We start from the raw sequence: 15,221 nt of genomic DNA, 5'->3' as shown, positions 1-15,221 counted from the left end.
GGCTATTCAGAACCTGACAATTGACACCACATCCCGGTTGATGACGCAACTTAATGCTTGTTTTAAGTGGGCGATCGAAAAAAGGCTAGTGAGCGAACCCTCACCATTTAAAGATTTAAGCGCTAAAGCTGATCGGTTAAAAAAGCAAGTGATTCTGACGAGATTAACCCTTTTACGGCTAACGAACGCGATCGCATTATCCAGGGTTTTGATTCGGATCCACTTCACAGCCATTTTAGTTTGTATGTCCGTTTCTGTTTCTTCACTGGGTGTCGCCCATCGGAGGCGATCGCTCTACGATGGTCAGACGTTGCTGCCGATCTAAGTCAAATCACTTTTAGTAGTGTGATTGTTCGCGGGGAAGGGGGGCGCAAGCGCTGCGACGGCCTCAAGAGTCAAACGCGCCGCGATTTTCCCTGCAATGAACAAGTCCAAACTATTCTCGGAGAGGCGCGATCGCAAAACCATTCAGAAATAGTTTTCCCCAGCATCACGGGCAAGCCGATCCAAGACGGTGATTTTGGCAAAAGACACTGGCACCCAGTCCTCAAACAATCGGGGATAAAGCAGCGGAAACCCTACCAAATGAGACACACTTTTATCACCCTCTGTCTTGATGCCGGGATTGATGCTAAGGACGTTGCGGCTTGGGTCGGCAACTCACCCCAAGTTATTTACCAAAACTATGCAGGCCGAAACCGGGGGCTTTCTATTCCCAAACTTTAGGACAATTTGGCTATAATTTGGCTATAAATTTTTAGCCTACAGACACAAGAAACCGCCACAATCATTTACGGATAAGGGTAATGGGTATTGATACCGTCCCGACTTGAAATCGAGTGAGCCGCAAGGTTCTCGGGGTAATATTTCACCCTCTCCGTTGTTTCAGCCCCCCACAAGACAGGTCAATCCTTTTGTTTAAGGCTTTGTGCTACCTCTTGCAAAAGGGCGATCGCCTGTTGGAGTTTATCCATAATTTCCGAATCTTTCGGGGTTTCTGTGTTGGGTGGTTTCGGTGTGTTGGGTGGTTTGGGCGGATCAATAACCGGAGCCTGACCGCCGCCCAATTGGGTAACATAGCCCAATAAATCGCGATCGCGTCTTAGCCAACCCTCCAAAAATATCTGTTGGCTAGGGTTAGTCTTAACCCGTTGGTAGCGATAGTCAATGCGACCCTGACAGTATCTTTGGGCAGTTTCCAGGTTATTATTTTGTTCGAGAACCCCTTGGCTTTTCGGTCCAAAGCGACCATCTACAGTCAGTCCTCCCAGAGTTTCTTGTAAAAACTCAATACTGCCGGGAACACTAAAATTAACCGCCGTATCAAACTGAACCACCGCCAAAGGTAACACCATTAAATCAGCCTTTGACGGTAGCCAGTACATCGTATAATAAACCTCTTCAACCTCTGGCTGAGTAATTTGCCTAACCGATTTCGACCCCTGACCCTTATTTTTTAAATAGGTGTCGTAGGTCGCCTGGGTGATGCCATAATTAACCACACCTCCCAGGTCTTCCGGGTGTCCAACGCCGCCCTCCCATTTCAAGGTAAATTTGAGGGCAATTTGAAAATTCTCATCAGATTGTGTCATAATTACTCGCCCATGCGTGAAGTTTAACTGCGCTGAACTTCGGCAAAAATTTCCGCCAAAATTTCCTCAGCACCCTGTTGTTTAAGTTTGTGGGCTAATTGAATCCCCAACTGTTCCGCGTCACTAGCCTGTCCGGTCACTGTATCTTTAATTAGGCGTTTTCCGTCCAAACTAGCCACCATTCCGGTTAAAGTTAGGCGATCGCCTTCCACCATAGTATTAACACCAATGGGAACCTGACAACCCCCTTCTAATTCCCGTAAAAATGCCCGTTCACTGTGACATCTTTGGGCTGTGACGGTATGTTCTAAGGCTTTAACCACCTCGAAAATTTCCGTATCTCCCTCTCGGCATTCAAGACCCAGAGCGCCCTGTCCCACCGCGTGCAGAGAGATTTCAGCCGGAATGACTTGGTGAATGCGATCGGCCATTCCCAACCGTTTCAGTCCAGCCACTGCTAAAATTATCGCATCATACTGACCCTCATCCAATTTTTGCAGGCGCGTGTTCAGGTTCCCGCGAATATCCTTAAATTCCAAATGCGGGAAATTGTGGCGTAGTTGTGCCAGACGACGCAGGGAAGACGTACCGACCACCGCACCGGGTGGCAGAGTGTCTAGTTGTTTGTCGCGATGGTTTTCGTGGACTACCAAAGCATCTGCGGGGTCTTCCCGTTCAGTCACACAGCCCAGCATTAGACCTTCTGGGAGGTTTGTTGGTAAATCTTTGAGGGAATGCACCGCCATATCAGTATCATGGTTAAGCATCCCCACTTCTAGTTCCTTGGTGAACAGTCCCTTATCCCCAATTTTGGCTAGGGCTACATCTAGGATTTTATCCCCCTGGGTGGACATGGTATGAACTTCAAACTTGATATCAGGAAAGCGCTTTTGTAGTTCTTCCTGAACCCAGTAAGTTTGAACTAGGGCGAGTTGGCTTTTGCGTGAAGCAATGCGAATGGTACGGGTTTGGGCAGATACAGATGTTGTCATCGAAACTCCTTGACTCTGAAACCCCGTCCTGATTAGAACGGTTTAATGTTGAAATTGATGTTCCTCTCCACAGCGCCCTTTTGGGGGAATGTTAACTTAGCCAGTCTTGTCCCGGCTGGTTAGACTTAGTGGCTGACATCAATTGTGCGATCGCTCTCTAAAATAAATATTAGTTCGGTTAGTTGCACTCGATCTAGCCTACCCCATCGGGGACACAATCACAATGGTAATGGGACAATCATGGTTCCCCCTACCTAGAGGGCTGGGGGAGTCGGAGAGTTACGTCCTGTTAGCAAATTAACTGAACATTGCTTTACAATACTCAACAATCAGTCTAAGCTAGATAAGTACACAGCAAGCGAGCTAAATGCCGAAATATACATCCCCAAGTGAAACGGCTCAATACTTTGGTGTATGTTTACATACTTTAAGAAGATGGGAAAAAAACGGCAAAATTCAAGCGCTCAGGACACCATCAGGGCAGAGACGATATGATATTGCCTCCTACACGGTCTCATCAAACGAGAGAACGCAACGGGCAATTATCGCTTATGCCCGCGTTTCAAGTCGCGGACAAAAAGCAGACCTCGCGCGCCAAGTTGCAAAGTTACTCGAGGTCTACCCCAACGCCGAGCTCGTCACTGATATCGCCAGTGGTCTTAATTTCCAAAGAAAAGGACTTAGAGCCATTTGGGAGCGAGTCCGTAAAGGCGATGTCGGATTTATAGCATTAGTCAAGGTGGTTAGGACGCAGTTTTGAGAACGGAATCCATGGCATCATGGAGAGAATCAAACTGCTCAATACAATGGCGAATGCGGGCTTTCAACCACGACCAACATTTCTCTATCTTGTTGAGGTCTGGCGAATAAGGTGGTAGATAGAGCAAACGGCATTGAGCCGCCTCCACTAGCTCAGGAATCCGTCCCCCTTTATGAAACGTTGCATTGTCTAGCACTAGAGTCTGACCTGGCTTCAGTGTTGGAATTAAGATGAACTCCAACCACAACTCAAACACTGTCCGATTACAACAACCCTCAAAGGTAAAGGGGGCTAAGAGGTAAAGGGGGCTAAGAGTTGTTGATGACACCATGGGGCCATATAGCTCACCCTGCCCTGCCTCTTCCCTGATTTGAGGGCATGGAAGCGTTTTCCTTCCTCGCAGTAACCATAAGGGTAATCCGAGTCCTGACTATTCATGCCGGCTTCATCGAGGTAGACCACTTCTTGTGGCTCCATCTGTTCAATCTGAGCCATAAACTCCTCTCGCTGTTGCTTCCAACGTTCTTGGTAGCCGTAAGTTTTTTTTTCTGGTGAAGCCAATTTTCTTCAAGGCTCTGGATATGGTGCGAGGAGAGATGTCGTCATCCCAAAGTTCAGCCATTTGAGCGGAGGTTTTGTGGCCATGCTCTTGGGCAAAAGCCTTGAATTTATGCCAGTCGGTAATTTTGTGGTTATTGCCAGGTGGGTGATTAGGTTTAGGGAGGAAGCCTCCGGTCTGTGCTTTTCTTTGCAGCCAGAGATTAATGGTGTTCCTGCTGACATGGAAAACTTGACTGGCTTCTGTTTTGGGCATACCGTCTAGTTCAATGGCATCAATAACTTTTTGTCTGAGGTCGTAACTATAGGGGGCTGGCATTTTGGGTCTTCTTAGTCATCTCGTCCTCTCCATTATACGTCCTAAGTGTTCTGTCTTGTGCTATAACTTCACCAAAGGAACATGGTACAGCAAGTTAACAAAAACACTATCGTTTAAGGCAAGTGAACCAGTACCAGTCAGATGTGAGTACGGCACTCAATTAGTTTATCGGCGCGGCCTATGGTTTGCTATTTTCCCTGAACCCGTAATCGCAACGCATACATCTTCCCCAAAAATAATTGCCTTAGATCCTGGTGTCAGAACTTTTTTGACCGGATATGACGGCGATAAAGTCATTGAAATTGGCAATGGTGACATGGGACGAATCGTGAGATTATGTCAACACGAATATAATTTAATTAGCCGTTCAACTAAGGTAAGTGCTAAACAACGCCGTTCAATGAGAAAAGCGGCTAATCGGATTCGAGAAAAGATTCGGAACTTAATTGATGAAGTACACAAAAAAACAGCTCATTATCTGACTAATAACTATGGATTAATTTTTCTTCCTCGCTTCGAGTCCTCCCAAATGGTAGCCAAGTCAAGAAGAAAAATTAGATCTAAAACAGTCAGAAGTATGCTGACTTGGGCGCATTATCGCTTTAAGTTAATCCTAAAACATCAGGCAGCAAAGCGTGGTTGCGTGGTGCTTGATGTGGGCGAAAGTCACACATCTAAAACCTGTGGAGCGTGTGGACATCGCCACGCCCAACTAGGTGGTGCGAAGATACATAAGTGTCCCCACTGTGGTAGTCAAACACCTAGAGATGCGAATGGCGCACGTAATATAATGTTACGTGCTTTGAGGGATTCCTCCTTTACTGTCAGCAATGATGGTATTGTTATAGTTACAGTCCGAGCATGGTCAATCAATGTTAAGGAATGTTCAGCTTAAATGAATCAGGGCGATAATATGAATCGCAGCCCTGCGCTAGTTCCGACCCCACGAGCCAGAAGATTAATCAACCCGCCCTTTCGCGAGAGATTATGATGCACCCAACCCGCTAAAATTGGGTTAATAACTATCACAAAAATAGATTTATGTCTTACTACATTTCACCTCGATTTCTTGATAAGGTTTCCGTCCATATTACCAAAAACTTTTTAGATATTCCCCGGATAAAAGTTCCCCTAATTTTAGGAATACACGGACGCAAGGGAGAAGGCAAAACCTTCCAATGTGAACTTGTCTTTAAGACCATGGGAATTGAACCCGTGATGATTTCTGGGGGAGAATTAGAAAGTCCTGATGCCGGAGATCCCTCCCGACTGCTACGGCTACGGTATCGGGAAGCGGCCGAACAGGTGCGGGTAAAAGGTCAAATGTGCGCCATTTTTATTAATGATTTTGATGCCGGGGCTGGCAGGTTTGACTCAGGAACTCAATACACGGTTAACACTCAATTAGTTAATGCTACACTAATGAATATTGCCGACAATCCTACTAATGTGCAATTACCCGGAAGTTATGATGAAACCCCATTACATCGGATTCCGATTATTATAACGGGAAATGATTTCTCTACCCTCTACGCCCCTTTAATTCGCGATGGTCGGATGGATAAGTTTTATTGGGAACCTAGCCGGGAGGATCGCATTGCTATTGTGCGGGGAATTTTTGCTGATGATTCACTCTCGGATAGTCAGATTATCAAATTGGTTGATGATTTTACCGGACAGGCGATTGATTTCTTTAGTGCTATGCGATCGCGTATTTATGACGAACAAATCCGCGAGTTTATCTATCATCAAGGCTTAGATAAAATCTCGCGCCGCCTAGTTAATAGTGTCGACAAACCCCCCGAACTTCCTCAGCCTGATTTTAGTCTTCAACACCTGATCGAGTCTGGGCGTGCTATGGTAGAAGAACAGCAGCAAATCCAGAAACTACGCTTGGTGGAAGAATATAACCAATTCCGCACGGTTAATTCTCAGCCAATTAACCGCAATCCTCAACCGATTAATCAACCACACCTTCCCTATAACCCGGTCATGCCTCCCCATGCTTTTGATGATTTAGGTCCCTCTAATTGGCAGGGAGATAGTAGCAGTTCAACTACTTTTATTGACGGTCAAACTGTCAGCAGTAAGCTGAGTTTAGATGTTTTGGAACAGGTGCAAAAAATCCGGTCAGGGGGTTATCAAATTGGTTTGGAATATGCTGATCAGCGTCACTTTAAGACGGGTTCCTGGAAAAGTTGTGCTATTATTGATGGCGGTATCCCCGAGGCGATCGCTTCTGTGGAAAATTGCCTAAGTCAACACCCAAAGGACTATGTGCGACTGTTAGGCATTGACCCCAAACAGCGGCGGCGTGTGGTGGAAACCATCATTCAGCGTCCCTAAAACCATAAAAGTAGGGGTGAAATGTCCGCCGGGACACACCCCTAATTAAAGTCTTAGAAGCCACAATAACAGCTACAACCCCTAGTTAGGGTGGGTTCAATTCAAGCATTTTCTGGGATGCGATCGCTATGGCATCTTCACTGGTGGATATTTGACCCTCAGCCTTAGCAATTTGTATCTCTTGGAGTAGATCCCCTAATAAGGGACTGGGAGAGAGTCCCAATTTTGCCATTAAGAGTTTCCCGCTAATGACGGGTTGGGGGTGAGCGATCGCATCATCGGGATTCAGATAATGGTTAATTAGGGTAGTAAACTCCTGTAGGGATGCTCCGGCGGCTATGGACAGGACTACTAAGGCGGGGAAAAATTCCCCCACATTAGCAAATAGAAAATATTGTTGGCGTATGGATAGATCGGCTATGGGGGTGGGTTGTATAGCACAAGACAGGAAAGTTAGGACGTATAATGGAGAGGATGAGATGACTAAGAAGACCAAAAATGCCAGCCCCCTATAGTTACGACCTCAGACAAAAAGTTATTGATGCAATTGAACTAGACGGTATGCCCAAAACAGAAGCCAGTCAAGTTTTCCATGTCAGCCGGAACACCATTAATCTCTGGCTGCAAAGAAAAGCACAGACCGGAGACTTCCTCCCTAAACCTAATCACCGACCTGGCAATAACCACAAAATTACCGACTGGCATAAATTCAAGGCTTTTGCCCAAGAGCATGGCGACAAAACAGCAGCTCAAATGGCTGAACTTTGGGATGACGACATCTCTCCTCGCACCATATCCAGAGCCTTGAAGAAAATTGGCTTCACCAGAAAAAAAACTTACGGCTACCAAGAACGTTGGAAGCAACAGCGAGAGGAGTTTATGGCTCAGATTGAACAGATGGAGCCGGAAGAAGTGGTCTACCTCGATGAAGCCGGCATGAATAGTCAGGACTCGGATTACCCTTATGGTTACTGCGAGGAAGGAAAACGCTTCCATGCACTCAAATCAGGGAAGAGGCAGGGCAGGGTAAGTATGATAGCCGCATGGTGTCATCAACAACTCTTAGCTCCCTTTAGCTTTGAGGGTTGTTGTAATCGGACAGTGTTTGAGTTGTGGTTGGAGTTCATCTTAATTCCAACATTGAAGCCAGGTCAGACTCTAGTATTGGACAATGCAACGTTTCATAAATGGGGGGCGGATTGCTGAACTGGTGGAGGCAGCTCAATGCCGTTTACTCTATCTACCACCTTATTCGCCAGACCTCAACAAGATAGAGAAATGTTGGTCGTGGCTGAAAGCCCGTATTCGCCACTGCATTGAGCAGTTTGATTCTCTCCATGATGCCATGGATTCCGTTCTCAAAGCTGCGTCCTAACCACCTTGACTAATGCTATATAAACAGTTATGGGATGGTCAGGGTACGAGTCCCTTATATTTCACCAAGGGGTGAAAGTCCCACTAGGAAGTTATTTCAGGCATTGCAGCCCTATTTCACTCCTAAACGTCTCGCACGACCCACCTAGTATAGCAGGAAGTTGAGAGTAACGGCGATAGCCACCCCCAGTTTTAGGATTCACAACCCGTCAGATTGAAGCGGGGAACGGAAGGCGTGAGGTAGAACCTACTACCAAGACGCGACCACTGCCAACCATCCATGATTAGGGAAACCGAATGTCCGGCTTGAACCATCGTAACCATTGGGCAGCGAAACAGGTTGATACGCTGCGTTCAAAAGAACATGGGGAAAAGTGGGAGTTTTTATATACTACCCAGAAGCAACGAAAGTTGTGCACAGACCTTTAATGTACCCCGGTGGAAAGGACAAATCTAAAGATGGAATGCCCGTATAAACGGAACGTTTAAACCCCTTTTAGGCTCTCGACAAGTACATCTTGTTGAGTAGTGAAAGTGTAATCGTATGCCTTTAAGGGGAAGGGATGTGACTGAAAGCCAAGGCCTAATTGTAATGGTTAGGATATGCCCACTAGTCACGGTGTAGATATAGTTACTGCAATCAACAGGAGTTTAACGGCGAAAGCGAGTTTAAACACTACGATGTTGTATTTAGCTCCAAAAGTTGAAGTACAAAAGCAGGGGTTGGTAACCCTGTTCCCGTTGCCAAGGGGTATCTACATCAGGAGCCGTGTGATGCGAAAGTATCAAGCACGGTTTTGAATGGGAGTGGGGGAAGGCGACTTCCCTCTCGACCCCTACCCAGTCTTTTTCAAAAAAAGCCAGTAATCGGACTTGAACCGATGACCGTCCGCTTACAAGGCGGATGCTCTACCACTGAGCTATACTGGCTTGGGGTAAAGCTGGAATGATGATTTCAACCACTCAACCGACCCACGTTTTCTTAGTATATCATAGTTTTCTAAATTTGTTCCAAATAATTTAATAAATCTGCCATTTCTTGAGGATTAGGCTGAAACTGAGGCATGGGAGGGGTTTTGCCACTAACGACCTGTTGAATAATACTAATTTGTGATTTTCGTTGGGAAATGTCCTCCAGGTTTGGACCGATTTGATGTTCGACTTGGCTAACATGACATCCCGCACAGTTCATCTCAAAAATAGCGTGTCCTCGGGTTGGGTCTCCGGTTAGTGACAACACTTTTTGAATGTAGGGATCGGAAATTTTCACGGAACTGACTCCCCAGACCCAGAGGAGAATAACCACCATCAGCCCTAGGGCAACCAAAGCCACTCGCTGGATGATCTCGGTTATATGAGTGTTGGCAATATGGTTATCCAAAGCTACACGAATACACGAATCTACAAAAAACTTTACTTGTTCACTGTACAGCTTAATACTTTCCTGGGTTGAGGGCAAGTGGCGATCGCTCAAGGTGGAATTTATCGGTGGAATCTGTCAGAGCTAAATTTAATCCAAGATTAATTCAACATTTACGGGCCATGCGGTATAATGTTTCGGAAGGTGCGAGACGTTTAGGAGACTAAACAAGGCTGTAATGCCTGAAATCACCTCCTAGTTGGGAATCCAATCCCTTGGTTGGATATAAGAAGCTCGTTTCTGACCATCCCCATAACTCTTTATATGTCCCGACGCTTGGAGAAATCTAAGCAAGGCAGGGAACTCAAGGTCATAAACAAACTGAGAAATCAGGGAGTAGAGAGTGCGAAATGTTGAGGAGACCAAATAAGGCTGTGATCCCTGAAATCACCTCCTAGTTGGGAAGCCAGCCCCGAGTCTGGATAAGAGGTCGGAGCCTCGAACCATTCCCCATAACTGTTTATACGTCCCAACGTTTGGATTGAACCCCCAAACAAGGCAGGGAACTCAAGGTCATCAAACAAACTGTTTTGATGGGGAAGTTATGACCCCATGATAACAATGAGTAGAGAGTGCGAAATCTTTAGGAGACCAAATAAGGCTGTTATGCCTGAAATCACCTCCTAGTGGGGAAGCCAGCCCTGAGTCTGGATAAGAGGTCGGAGCCTCGAACCATTCCCCATAACTGTTTATACGTCCCAACGTTTGGATTGAACCCCCAAACAAGGCAGGGAACTCAAGGTCATCAAACAAACTGTTTTGATGGGGAAGTTATAGCATTAGTCAAGGTGGTTAGGACGCAGCTTTGAGAACGGAATCCATGGCATCATGGAGAGAATCAAACTGCTCAATGCAGTGGCGAATGCGGGCTTTCAACCACGACCAACATGTCTCTATCTTGTTGAGGTCTGGCGAATAAGGTGGTAGATAGAGCAAACGGCATTGAGCCGCCTCCACTAGCTCAGGAATCCGTCCCCCTTTATGAAACGTTGCATTGTCTAGCACTAGAGTCTGACCTGGCTTCAGTGTTGGAATTAAGATGAACTCCAACCACAACTCAAACACTGTCCGATTACAACAACCCTCAAAGGTAAAGGGGGCTAAGAGTTGTTGATGACACCATGCCACAATCATGCTCACCCTGCCCTGCCTCTTCCCGGATTTGAGGACATGGAAGCGTTGTCCTTGCTCACAGTAACCATAAGGATAATCCGAGTCTTGACTATTGATGCCAGCTTCATCGAGGTAAACCAACCCTTCCGGCTCCATCTGTTCAATCTGAGCCATAAACTCCTCTCGCTGTTGCTCATCACGTTCTTGGTAGCCGTAAGTTTTTTTCTGGTGAAGCCAATTTTCTTCAAGGCTCTGGATATGGTGCGAGGAGAGATGTCGTCATCCCAAAGTTCAGCCATCTGAGCGGAGGTTTTGTGGCCATGCTCTTGGGCAAAAGCCTTGAATTTTTGCCAGTCGGTAATTTTGTGGTTATTGCCAGGTGGGTGATTAGGTTTAGGGAGGAAGTCTCCGGTCTGTGCTTTTCTTTGCAGCCAGAGATTAATGGTGTTCCGGCTGACATGGAAAACTTGACTGGCTTCTGTTTTGGGCATACCGTCTAGTTCAATTGCATCAATAACTTTTTGTCTGAGGTCGTAACTATAGGGGGCTGGCATTTTGGGTCTTCTTAGTCATCTCGTCCTCTCCATTATACGTCCTAACTTTCCTGTCTTGTGCTATAACTCAAGTACAGCACGGCCCTTGGAATATTTAGCACCGCCTAACCCTATTATGTCTTTGATAATCTTGGATTCTATTACTCCTTTATCCAAGGCATCTAATACGGCTTGGCGATAGCGTTCGGCAAGTTTAGAAAGTTCGGTAAGTTCAAACTGACTAGCTAACTCAGAACTTTCTAACTTTTCTGGTAACTCGCTTAACTCCCCATATACTGCGGACTCTAGCAGTTCTGGTTGGGCATAAAGGGAGTCATGTCTCTGAAAATTTAGGAACTCGGCAATTGCCTGGTTAGTCTGCTGAGTTAAATACAGTGAACTGGCGACCGAATGCTTAAAGTCTGCCTCCTCTTGTTTATTTAATGCGGTAATTTTTGGTTTGAGTTTGGCTAATTCATTACTGGTTAAGAGTAATCCGGCACCGCCCCCCATACCATAGCCAATAGATAACCATCTTAGGGTATTTTGATGGGTGAGGAAGGGCGTAAAAAACCAAACTGGTGTAGCAGTAACTGCTATTAAGACTGATATGCCGTTTAACAATCTCCAATTGCTCCGAATGGCTTGATTATTGGCGCTGGGATTAATTACGTCCACTGGATTGCACCCCCAATAATTAGAACGGCAGCCACAGCGATCGCAAAAACTAACCACTGCCACCATTCCTCAGATTTACCTTTGTGATAGTAAGCGATCGCCCCCATTGCACCCAAGATGCTGGCGGCAATTAAGGCAAGCCAGAAAGCCGGGAGGCGGAAACTTTGGTAGCTAACAGCCAACAGTGATACAGTGGAAGCACTAGCACCAAATAACAAAATCAATCCAAGAATTCTGTACAATTGAATCATTCTGCTCACTTTCCTTTAGCATTTTTGCCCCCAATGATGGGGGCATTTTTATGGGATTACAGAGTAGACATCAGGGCGTTAATTTTCTGGTCAGCCAGTTGTGCAGACTTTTCCAGACCCTGCCCTAAACGTGCATATTTAGGTCGCAATCCGTGCAGGTATTTGGCAGAATCGTGTTTAGCCGATTGGATCTTGTGTTCATTTCCAGCCTGATGGCGACGGAGTTTCTCATAAGATTCGTTGACCTTGCGGCTATTGTTATCTAGTCGCTTTAAGGCTCGGTATCCTTTGCGGGTACTGACAACGTGCTTATCGGATTCATCAGCCAGGTCGGTGAGGGCATCGGCTTCGGCCGGATCAAGGACACGGGGACGGTCAAGCACGGGAGCGAAACGGAAATGTTCCCAACTACCGGGGTTGTCGGGAGTGATGCCGTTCGGGCTGGTGACAAAAACCGACCCTTTGTCAAGGTTGCTATGCTGACCCTCTACGGGTGCGATCGCTCCACCTTTTACATCGTCGCCTCTGAGAAATCCAATCATGGTTTATTGCTCCTAACTAATGGTTAACAGGCTTGGTGATAACGGGCAGCCACCCTCACTCGCGTGGCAATCGCATTTTTTATCAAGTGTTAATTGCCGGATTTTTCTGAGGATTCTTGTTCCTCAATCCACTGGTCTTGGACTGCCAAGAAATCGGCGGCGGCATCAAAACAGAGTGCTGCAATATGGCGGCGCACCGACTCGGATTTAAGTGGTATCGTCTCAGGATGGGAAAGCATGAAACAATACAATTTCATGGCTAACTGTTTGATTTGCCCATATTTAGGGTTCATTTCTGTTGCTCTGTGTTGGGGTTGGCAATATCTACAGTGAGGGTAAAGGGGGGGATTCTCAGATCACCAGTCCCTAGCCAGAATCCTAGCCACAGGAGAGCGATCGCCATGGCAGTTAGGGAAGCCTTGAACCCCACCCATCCGGCATCCCTCACCCCAGGGCGAAAAAACTCAACACCAAACCAACAACTACACCAGTGGCAGGGATTGGCTCAAGTAAGCCTTCCAGAAAACCCAAAACGACTGCGGCTCCGGTAACGCAAAGGGGCGCGGCGTTCAATTCAGCAATATCGGCATCGGATACCCCGGCTTGGCGGAATTTTTCAATAATTTCGTCACGGGTATCATCGTCAGCTTCTGGGGTGTACTGAATCAGATGACTAAGCCGAAAGGTTTGGGTTTCCTCATCCCCATCGGCGATCGCGTGACAGTTCCCCCACTTGTCAAAACCAACAATGGTAAAGCGGTTTCCCCGGGGTGTAGTAAATTTAGCGCCTACTTTCATCCATGGGCTCCAACAATCAAAGCGATCGTCTTTATCCTTGAGTTCGGGCAGGATGTCGGGGTCAACCTCATCATCGTGGCGACGGTAGAACATCTGACCACTACCATCAAACTCTCGGATTATGATTTGCTGCCCAAAAGTTAACTTAACTTGATCGGCAATGTGTTTCGCCTCTTTAATGTCAGCACCAGAGCTAATAACTTCCTCAATACCATCACAGGCCCCTGTAACCAAAATTACATCTTGTTGGTAGCGGCAATGATTCTCCGATTCTTTCAATGTACATTGATTTTCTGGCTGTTGGGTGGGGTCGGATTCAACCTGATGTAAGGGGTTGACCATAGCCTGGTTTGGCAAAAATTCGGGGATAGGCTCGGCCTCTGGTACGGCTTCGGATTCGGCTTGGGCAATAGCGGCTTCCCAAGTGGATTTTGACCGCAGGTCGCCAAACTGGCGGATATCATCTTTTGACAATCCTAGGGCGATCGCATTAGCTTTAAGTTCTGCTAAAGTCATAGTTACTCCTGTAAAGGGGTTTTCAGACCCACTGGTGGCTTGCTTGGCGGCTGACACCAGTGGGTTATTTTGTGTTTGACCTTTCGGTAAATTAACTGTAACATAAAAGTGAATGCTCTGTAAATACCCCTAGCATATTTTTTTGAGCAAGAGTAGAATTGGAGTAACACCTATATGACTGCCACAGTGCCTAGCAACAAGCCAAAGCTACAGGTTTACCTGGATGAACAGATGTTAGAAGAGGGTAAAAAATTGGCAGAGAAGAGACAAAGATCTCTTTCAAGCCTTATCCGCCGCCTGTTGCAGTTGGAAATTGAGGAAGCCAAGAACAAAGGTGAAATTTGAACACCCACTCCTTGTCTGTGCGGGCGTTTCTCTAATAGCAGGTTCAATCAATACACAATCACCAACCCCCGATCGCACCAGGTCGGGTATTTTTTTGTCCAACAGAAGCGGACAGGCAGACAGGCAGAGGACAGGCAGAATTTTTTCTGGGTGTCCACCTTGTAACTCCCTTGCTATAGCAGTTACAGCCACAGTGGACAGGCAGGACACCCAAAAATAAAAATTTGTGATTTTTTTTCAATCCATTACTGGCTGTACAAAAAAATGGCCCGTTTTATATTTTGGGCCTACTCTTGACGGGTTGATGGGGACAGGATGATTGTTGGCGATTGGTGGGTTTAGGGTTGAGGCGATCGCCTATCGGGTTATCAATGTACATTGATATAGTAATCATCTAAGGCAAGGGGCTAATATATGGCCAGATTATTGGACAATAGGGCGCAAAGTGCGATCGCCTACTTGACTGCTATCAATGTACAATGATAGCATTATCAATGTACAATGATAGATGTATAGGATGATTATGGCCAACTACAATCCTGATACCAGTGGTTTAAAACAACCCAAATGGATCAACACCCCGACCCGCGCGATCCGAGTTCCTGATGTATTTGCAGATGAACTATTGGCGATCGCTCATCGTTTGGATCAGGGTGATGTGATTGAGAAGCCAGCAAACAGTAATGGCAACCACCAGGCAGTCGGTGAGCTTCTGTCTGATCAGAGTCGCCAACAGATAATTGATATCCTCCTGGCTGCTACAAAAATGAAGGCTGGCAATGGAGGCGCGATCAAATTGGAGATTACCAAGGCTCTGACGCTGTTAGGAGTTGATGTCAAATTGACACAAAAAGGCTCCCGTTAATCTTCTCATGTATCAATGTACATTGATATTATGGCAGTTTTGGAGGCGACATGGTACAGGTTGGCTGTGTTTTGTATCTAGCCCCAAAATTTAACCACTGTACAATAGCAATCCGTTTGGCTAACGCATATATAAGGAACGGATTATATTTTGTGGATGGGGGCGGGGGGGTGATTTTTTGAAAAATTGTTTTGGCTATAATCGCCTAAATTTATAGCC

Annotated in this window: 19 protein-coding genes, 1 tRNA gene and 2 pseudogenes; 8 read left to right on the top strand and 14 right to left on the bottom strand. The window is 46.3% G+C overall.

What is annotated here, in order from left to right; translation table 11 throughout:
- Positions 1-40 precede the first annotated feature (40 nt).
- Both HFV01_RS30155 and HFV01_RS04225 read left to right on the top strand, forming a co-directional pair.
- Entirely contained in the window at positions 41-325 is a 285-nt protein-coding gene (locus HFV01_RS30155; protein WP_006669811.1) for a hypothetical protein, read from the top strand.
- A pseudogene (locus HFV01_RS04225) lies at positions 232-726 on the top strand (site-specific integrase); the annotation flags it as partial. The gene HFV01_RS30155 and the pseudogene HFV01_RS04225, both read left to right, overlap by 94 nt.
- A 179-nt stretch (positions 727-905) precedes the next feature.
- On the opposite strand, the gene HFV01_RS04220 reads toward HFV01_RS04225, so the two are convergent.
- Together HFV01_RS04220 and hemC are read right to left on the bottom strand one after the other, a co-directional pair.
- Positions 906-1,592, bottom strand: coding sequence for a glycoside hydrolase family 108 protein (locus HFV01_RS04220; protein WP_006623857.1), 687 nt, complete (start codon positions 1,590-1,592; stop codon positions 906-908).
- A 23-nt stretch (positions 1,593-1,615) separates the two neighbouring features.
- A complete protein-coding gene (hemC, locus tag HFV01_RS04215) occupies positions 1,616-2,584 on the bottom strand; it encodes a hydroxymethylbilane synthase (RefSeq protein ID WP_006623856.1) in 969 nt (322 codons plus the stop codon).
- Between the two features lie 367 nt (positions 2,585-2,951).
- Between hemC and HFV01_RS04210 the strand changes: the two genes are divergently transcribed.
- Positions 2,952-3,344, top strand: a complete 393-nt coding sequence (locus HFV01_RS04210; RefSeq protein ID WP_006669812.1) for a recombinase family protein — start codon at positions 2,952-2,954, stop codon at positions 3,342-3,344.
- On the opposite strand, the pseudogene HFV01_RS04205 reads toward HFV01_RS04210, so the two are convergent.
- Positions 3,328-4,221 (bottom strand): annotated as a pseudogene (locus HFV01_RS04205) (IS630 family transposase). The gene HFV01_RS04210 and the pseudogene HFV01_RS04205 sit on opposite strands and share 17 nt — an antisense overlap.
- Before the next feature lies 1 nt (position 4,222).
- Between HFV01_RS04205 and HFV01_RS04200 the strand changes: the two are divergent.
- Positions 4,223-5,116: an RNA-guided endonuclease InsQ/TnpB family protein gene (locus HFV01_RS04200; protein ID WP_006669814.1), complete on the top strand. Its 894-nt coding sequence runs from the start codon at positions 4,223-4,225 to the stop codon at positions 5,114-5,116.
- 146 nt (positions 5,117-5,262) lie between these two features.
- Entirely contained in the window at positions 5,263-6,567 is a 1,305-nt protein-coding gene (locus HFV01_RS04195) for a RuBisCO small subunit-like domain-containing protein (RefSeq protein ID WP_006623851.1), read from the top strand.
- Positions 6,568-6,652: 85 nt separating this feature from the next.
- Here the strand turns inward: HFV01_RS04195 and HFV01_RS04190 are convergent, their stop codons facing one another.
- The gene (locus HFV01_RS04190) at positions 6,653-7,063 is read right to left on the bottom strand and encodes an HD domain-containing protein (RefSeq protein ID WP_006623850.1); all 411 of its coding nucleotides are present in this window, start codon (positions 7,061-7,063) and stop codon (positions 6,653-6,655) included.
- A gap of 2 nt (positions 7,064-7,065) precedes the next feature.
- Between HFV01_RS04190 and HFV01_RS04185 the strand changes: the two genes are divergently transcribed.
- A protein-coding gene (locus tag HFV01_RS04185) for an IS630-like element ISAtsp1 family transposase (protein ID WP_108614731.1) occupies positions 7,066-7,942 on the top strand; the annotation gives its coding sequence in 2 pieces (ribosomal slippage) (positions 7,066-7,755 and positions 7,757-7,942; 876 coding nt in all).
- A 191-nt stretch (positions 7,943-8,133) separates the two neighbouring features.
- Here HFV01_RS04185 and HFV01_RS30150 read toward each other — a convergent pair.
- The 10 genes from HFV01_RS30150 to HFV01_RS04140 form a co-directional block, all read right to left on the bottom strand.
- Positions 8,134-8,256 carry a hypothetical protein gene (locus HFV01_RS30150; protein WP_280949139.1) on the bottom strand — a complete coding sequence of 41 codons (123 nt, stop codon included), beginning with the start codon at positions 8,254-8,256 and terminating at the stop codon, positions 8,134-8,136.
- Between the two features lie 543 nt (positions 8,257-8,799).
- Positions 8,800-8,871: transfer RNA gene (locus tag HFV01_RS04180), tRNA-Thr, on the bottom strand.
- Between the two features lie 70 nt (positions 8,872-8,941).
- Positions 8,942-9,415: a c-type cytochrome gene (locus HFV01_RS04175; RefSeq protein ID WP_006623847.1), complete on the bottom strand. Its 474-nt coding sequence runs from the start codon at positions 9,413-9,415 to the stop codon at positions 8,942-8,944.
- 738 nt (positions 9,416-10,153) lie between these two features.
- Positions 10,154-11,028, bottom strand: a protein-coding gene (locus HFV01_RS04170) for an IS630 family transposase (RefSeq protein WP_155839132.1) whose coding sequence is annotated in 2 segments (ribosomal slippage) — positions 10,154-10,701 and positions 10,701-11,028 — 876 coding nt in all. Because the reading frame shifts where the segments join, the coding sequence is not laid out codon by codon here.
- A gap of 60 nt (positions 11,029-11,088) precedes the next feature.
- Entirely contained in the window at positions 11,089-11,685 is a 597-nt protein-coding gene (locus HFV01_RS04165; RefSeq protein WP_111890736.1) for a hypothetical protein, read from the bottom strand.
- On the bottom strand, positions 11,676-11,936 hold the full coding sequence (locus HFV01_RS04160; protein ID WP_006669821.1) for a hypothetical protein: 261 nt from the start codon (positions 11,934-11,936) through the stop codon (positions 11,676-11,678). The genes HFV01_RS04165 and HFV01_RS04160 overlap by 10 nt, the downstream gene beginning before the upstream one ends.
- Positions 11,937-11,992: 56 nt before the next feature.
- A complete protein-coding gene (locus HFV01_RS04155) occupies positions 11,993-12,478 on the bottom strand; it encodes a hypothetical protein (protein WP_006623842.1) in 486 nt (161 codons plus the stop codon).
- Between the two features lie 89 nt (positions 12,479-12,567).
- Positions 12,568-12,771 (bottom strand): hypothetical protein, encoded by a 204-nt coding sequence (locus HFV01_RS04150; RefSeq protein WP_006669822.1) that lies wholly within the window; start codon positions 12,769-12,771, stop codon positions 12,568-12,570.
- A complete protein-coding gene (locus tag HFV01_RS04145; RefSeq protein WP_006623840.1) occupies positions 12,768-12,926 on the bottom strand; it encodes a hypothetical protein in 159 nt (52 codons plus the stop codon). Before HFV01_RS04145 ends, HFV01_RS04150 begins: the two co-directional genes overlap by 4 nt.
- Complete coding sequence (locus HFV01_RS04140; protein ID WP_006623839.1) at positions 12,923-13,849, bottom strand: hypothetical protein; 927 nt, start codon at positions 13,847-13,849, stop codon at positions 12,923-12,925. The genes HFV01_RS04145 and HFV01_RS04140 overlap by 4 nt, the downstream gene beginning before the upstream one ends.
- A gap of 117 nt (positions 13,850-13,966) precedes the next feature.
- On the opposite strand from HFV01_RS04140, the gene HFV01_RS04135 reads away from it, so the two are divergent.
- Positions 13,967-14,137, top strand: a complete 171-nt coding sequence (locus tag HFV01_RS04135; RefSeq protein WP_006623838.1) for a ribbon-helix-helix domain-containing protein — start codon at positions 13,967-13,969, stop codon at positions 14,135-14,137.
- Positions 14,138-14,660: 523 nt separating this feature from the next.
- On the top strand, positions 14,661-15,002 hold the full coding sequence (locus HFV01_RS04130) for a hypothetical protein (protein ID WP_006623837.1): 342 nt from the start codon (positions 14,661-14,663) through the stop codon (positions 15,000-15,002).
- Positions 15,003-15,221 lie beyond the last annotated feature (219 nt).

It is taken from the genome of Limnospira fusiformis SAG 85.79 (assembly GCF_012516315.1).
Taxonomy (GTDB): Bacteria; Cyanobacteriota; Cyanobacteriia; order Cyanobacteriales; family Microcoleaceae; genus Limnospira; species Limnospira fusiformis.
Note: the sequence above shows the minus strand (reverse complement) of the source record. Positions and strands in the feature narration are given on the sequence as shown.

Excerpts from the sequence above, each read along its gene's own strand:
- HFV01_RS30155 (WP_006669811.1), top strand. The coding sequence starts at position 41 with ATGACGCAACTTAATGCTTGTTTTAAGTGGGCGATCGAAAAAAGGCTA.
- HFV01_RS04220 (WP_006623857.1), bottom strand. The coding sequence starts at position 1,592 with ATGACACAATCTGATGAGAATTTTCAAATTGCCCTCAAATTTACCTTG.
- hemC (WP_006623856.1), bottom strand. The coding sequence starts at position 2,584 with ATGACAACATCTGTATCTGCCCAAACCCGTACCATTCGCATTGCTTCA.
- HFV01_RS04210 (WP_006669812.1), top strand. The coding sequence starts at position 2,952 with ATGCCGAAATATACATCCCCAAGTGAAACGGCTCAATACTTTGGTGTA.
- HFV01_RS04195 (WP_006623851.1), top strand. The coding sequence starts at position 5,263 with ATGTCTTACTACATTTCACCTCGATTTCTTGATAAGGTTTCCGTCCAT.
- HFV01_RS30150 (WP_280949139.1), bottom strand. The coding sequence starts at position 8,256 with ATGGTTCAAGCCGGACATTCGGTTTCCCTAATCATGGATGGTTGGCAG.
- HFV01_RS04160 (WP_006669821.1), bottom strand. The coding sequence starts at position 11,936 with ATGATTCAATTGTACAGAATTCTTGGATTGATTTTGTTATTTGGTGCT.
- HFV01_RS04155 (WP_006623842.1), bottom strand. The coding sequence starts at position 12,478 with ATGATTGGATTTCTCAGAGGCGACGATGTAAAAGGTGGAGCGATCGCA.
- HFV01_RS04150 (WP_006669822.1), bottom strand. The coding sequence starts at position 12,771 with ATGAACCCTAAATATGGGCAAATCAAACAGTTAGCCATGAAATTGTAT.
- HFV01_RS04135 (WP_006623838.1), top strand. The coding sequence starts at position 13,967 with ATGACTGCCACAGTGCCTAGCAACAAGCCAAAGCTACAGGTTTACCTG.
- HFV01_RS04130 (WP_006623837.1), top strand. The coding sequence starts at position 14,661 with ATGGCCAACTACAATCCTGATACCAGTGGTTTAAAACAACCCAAATGG.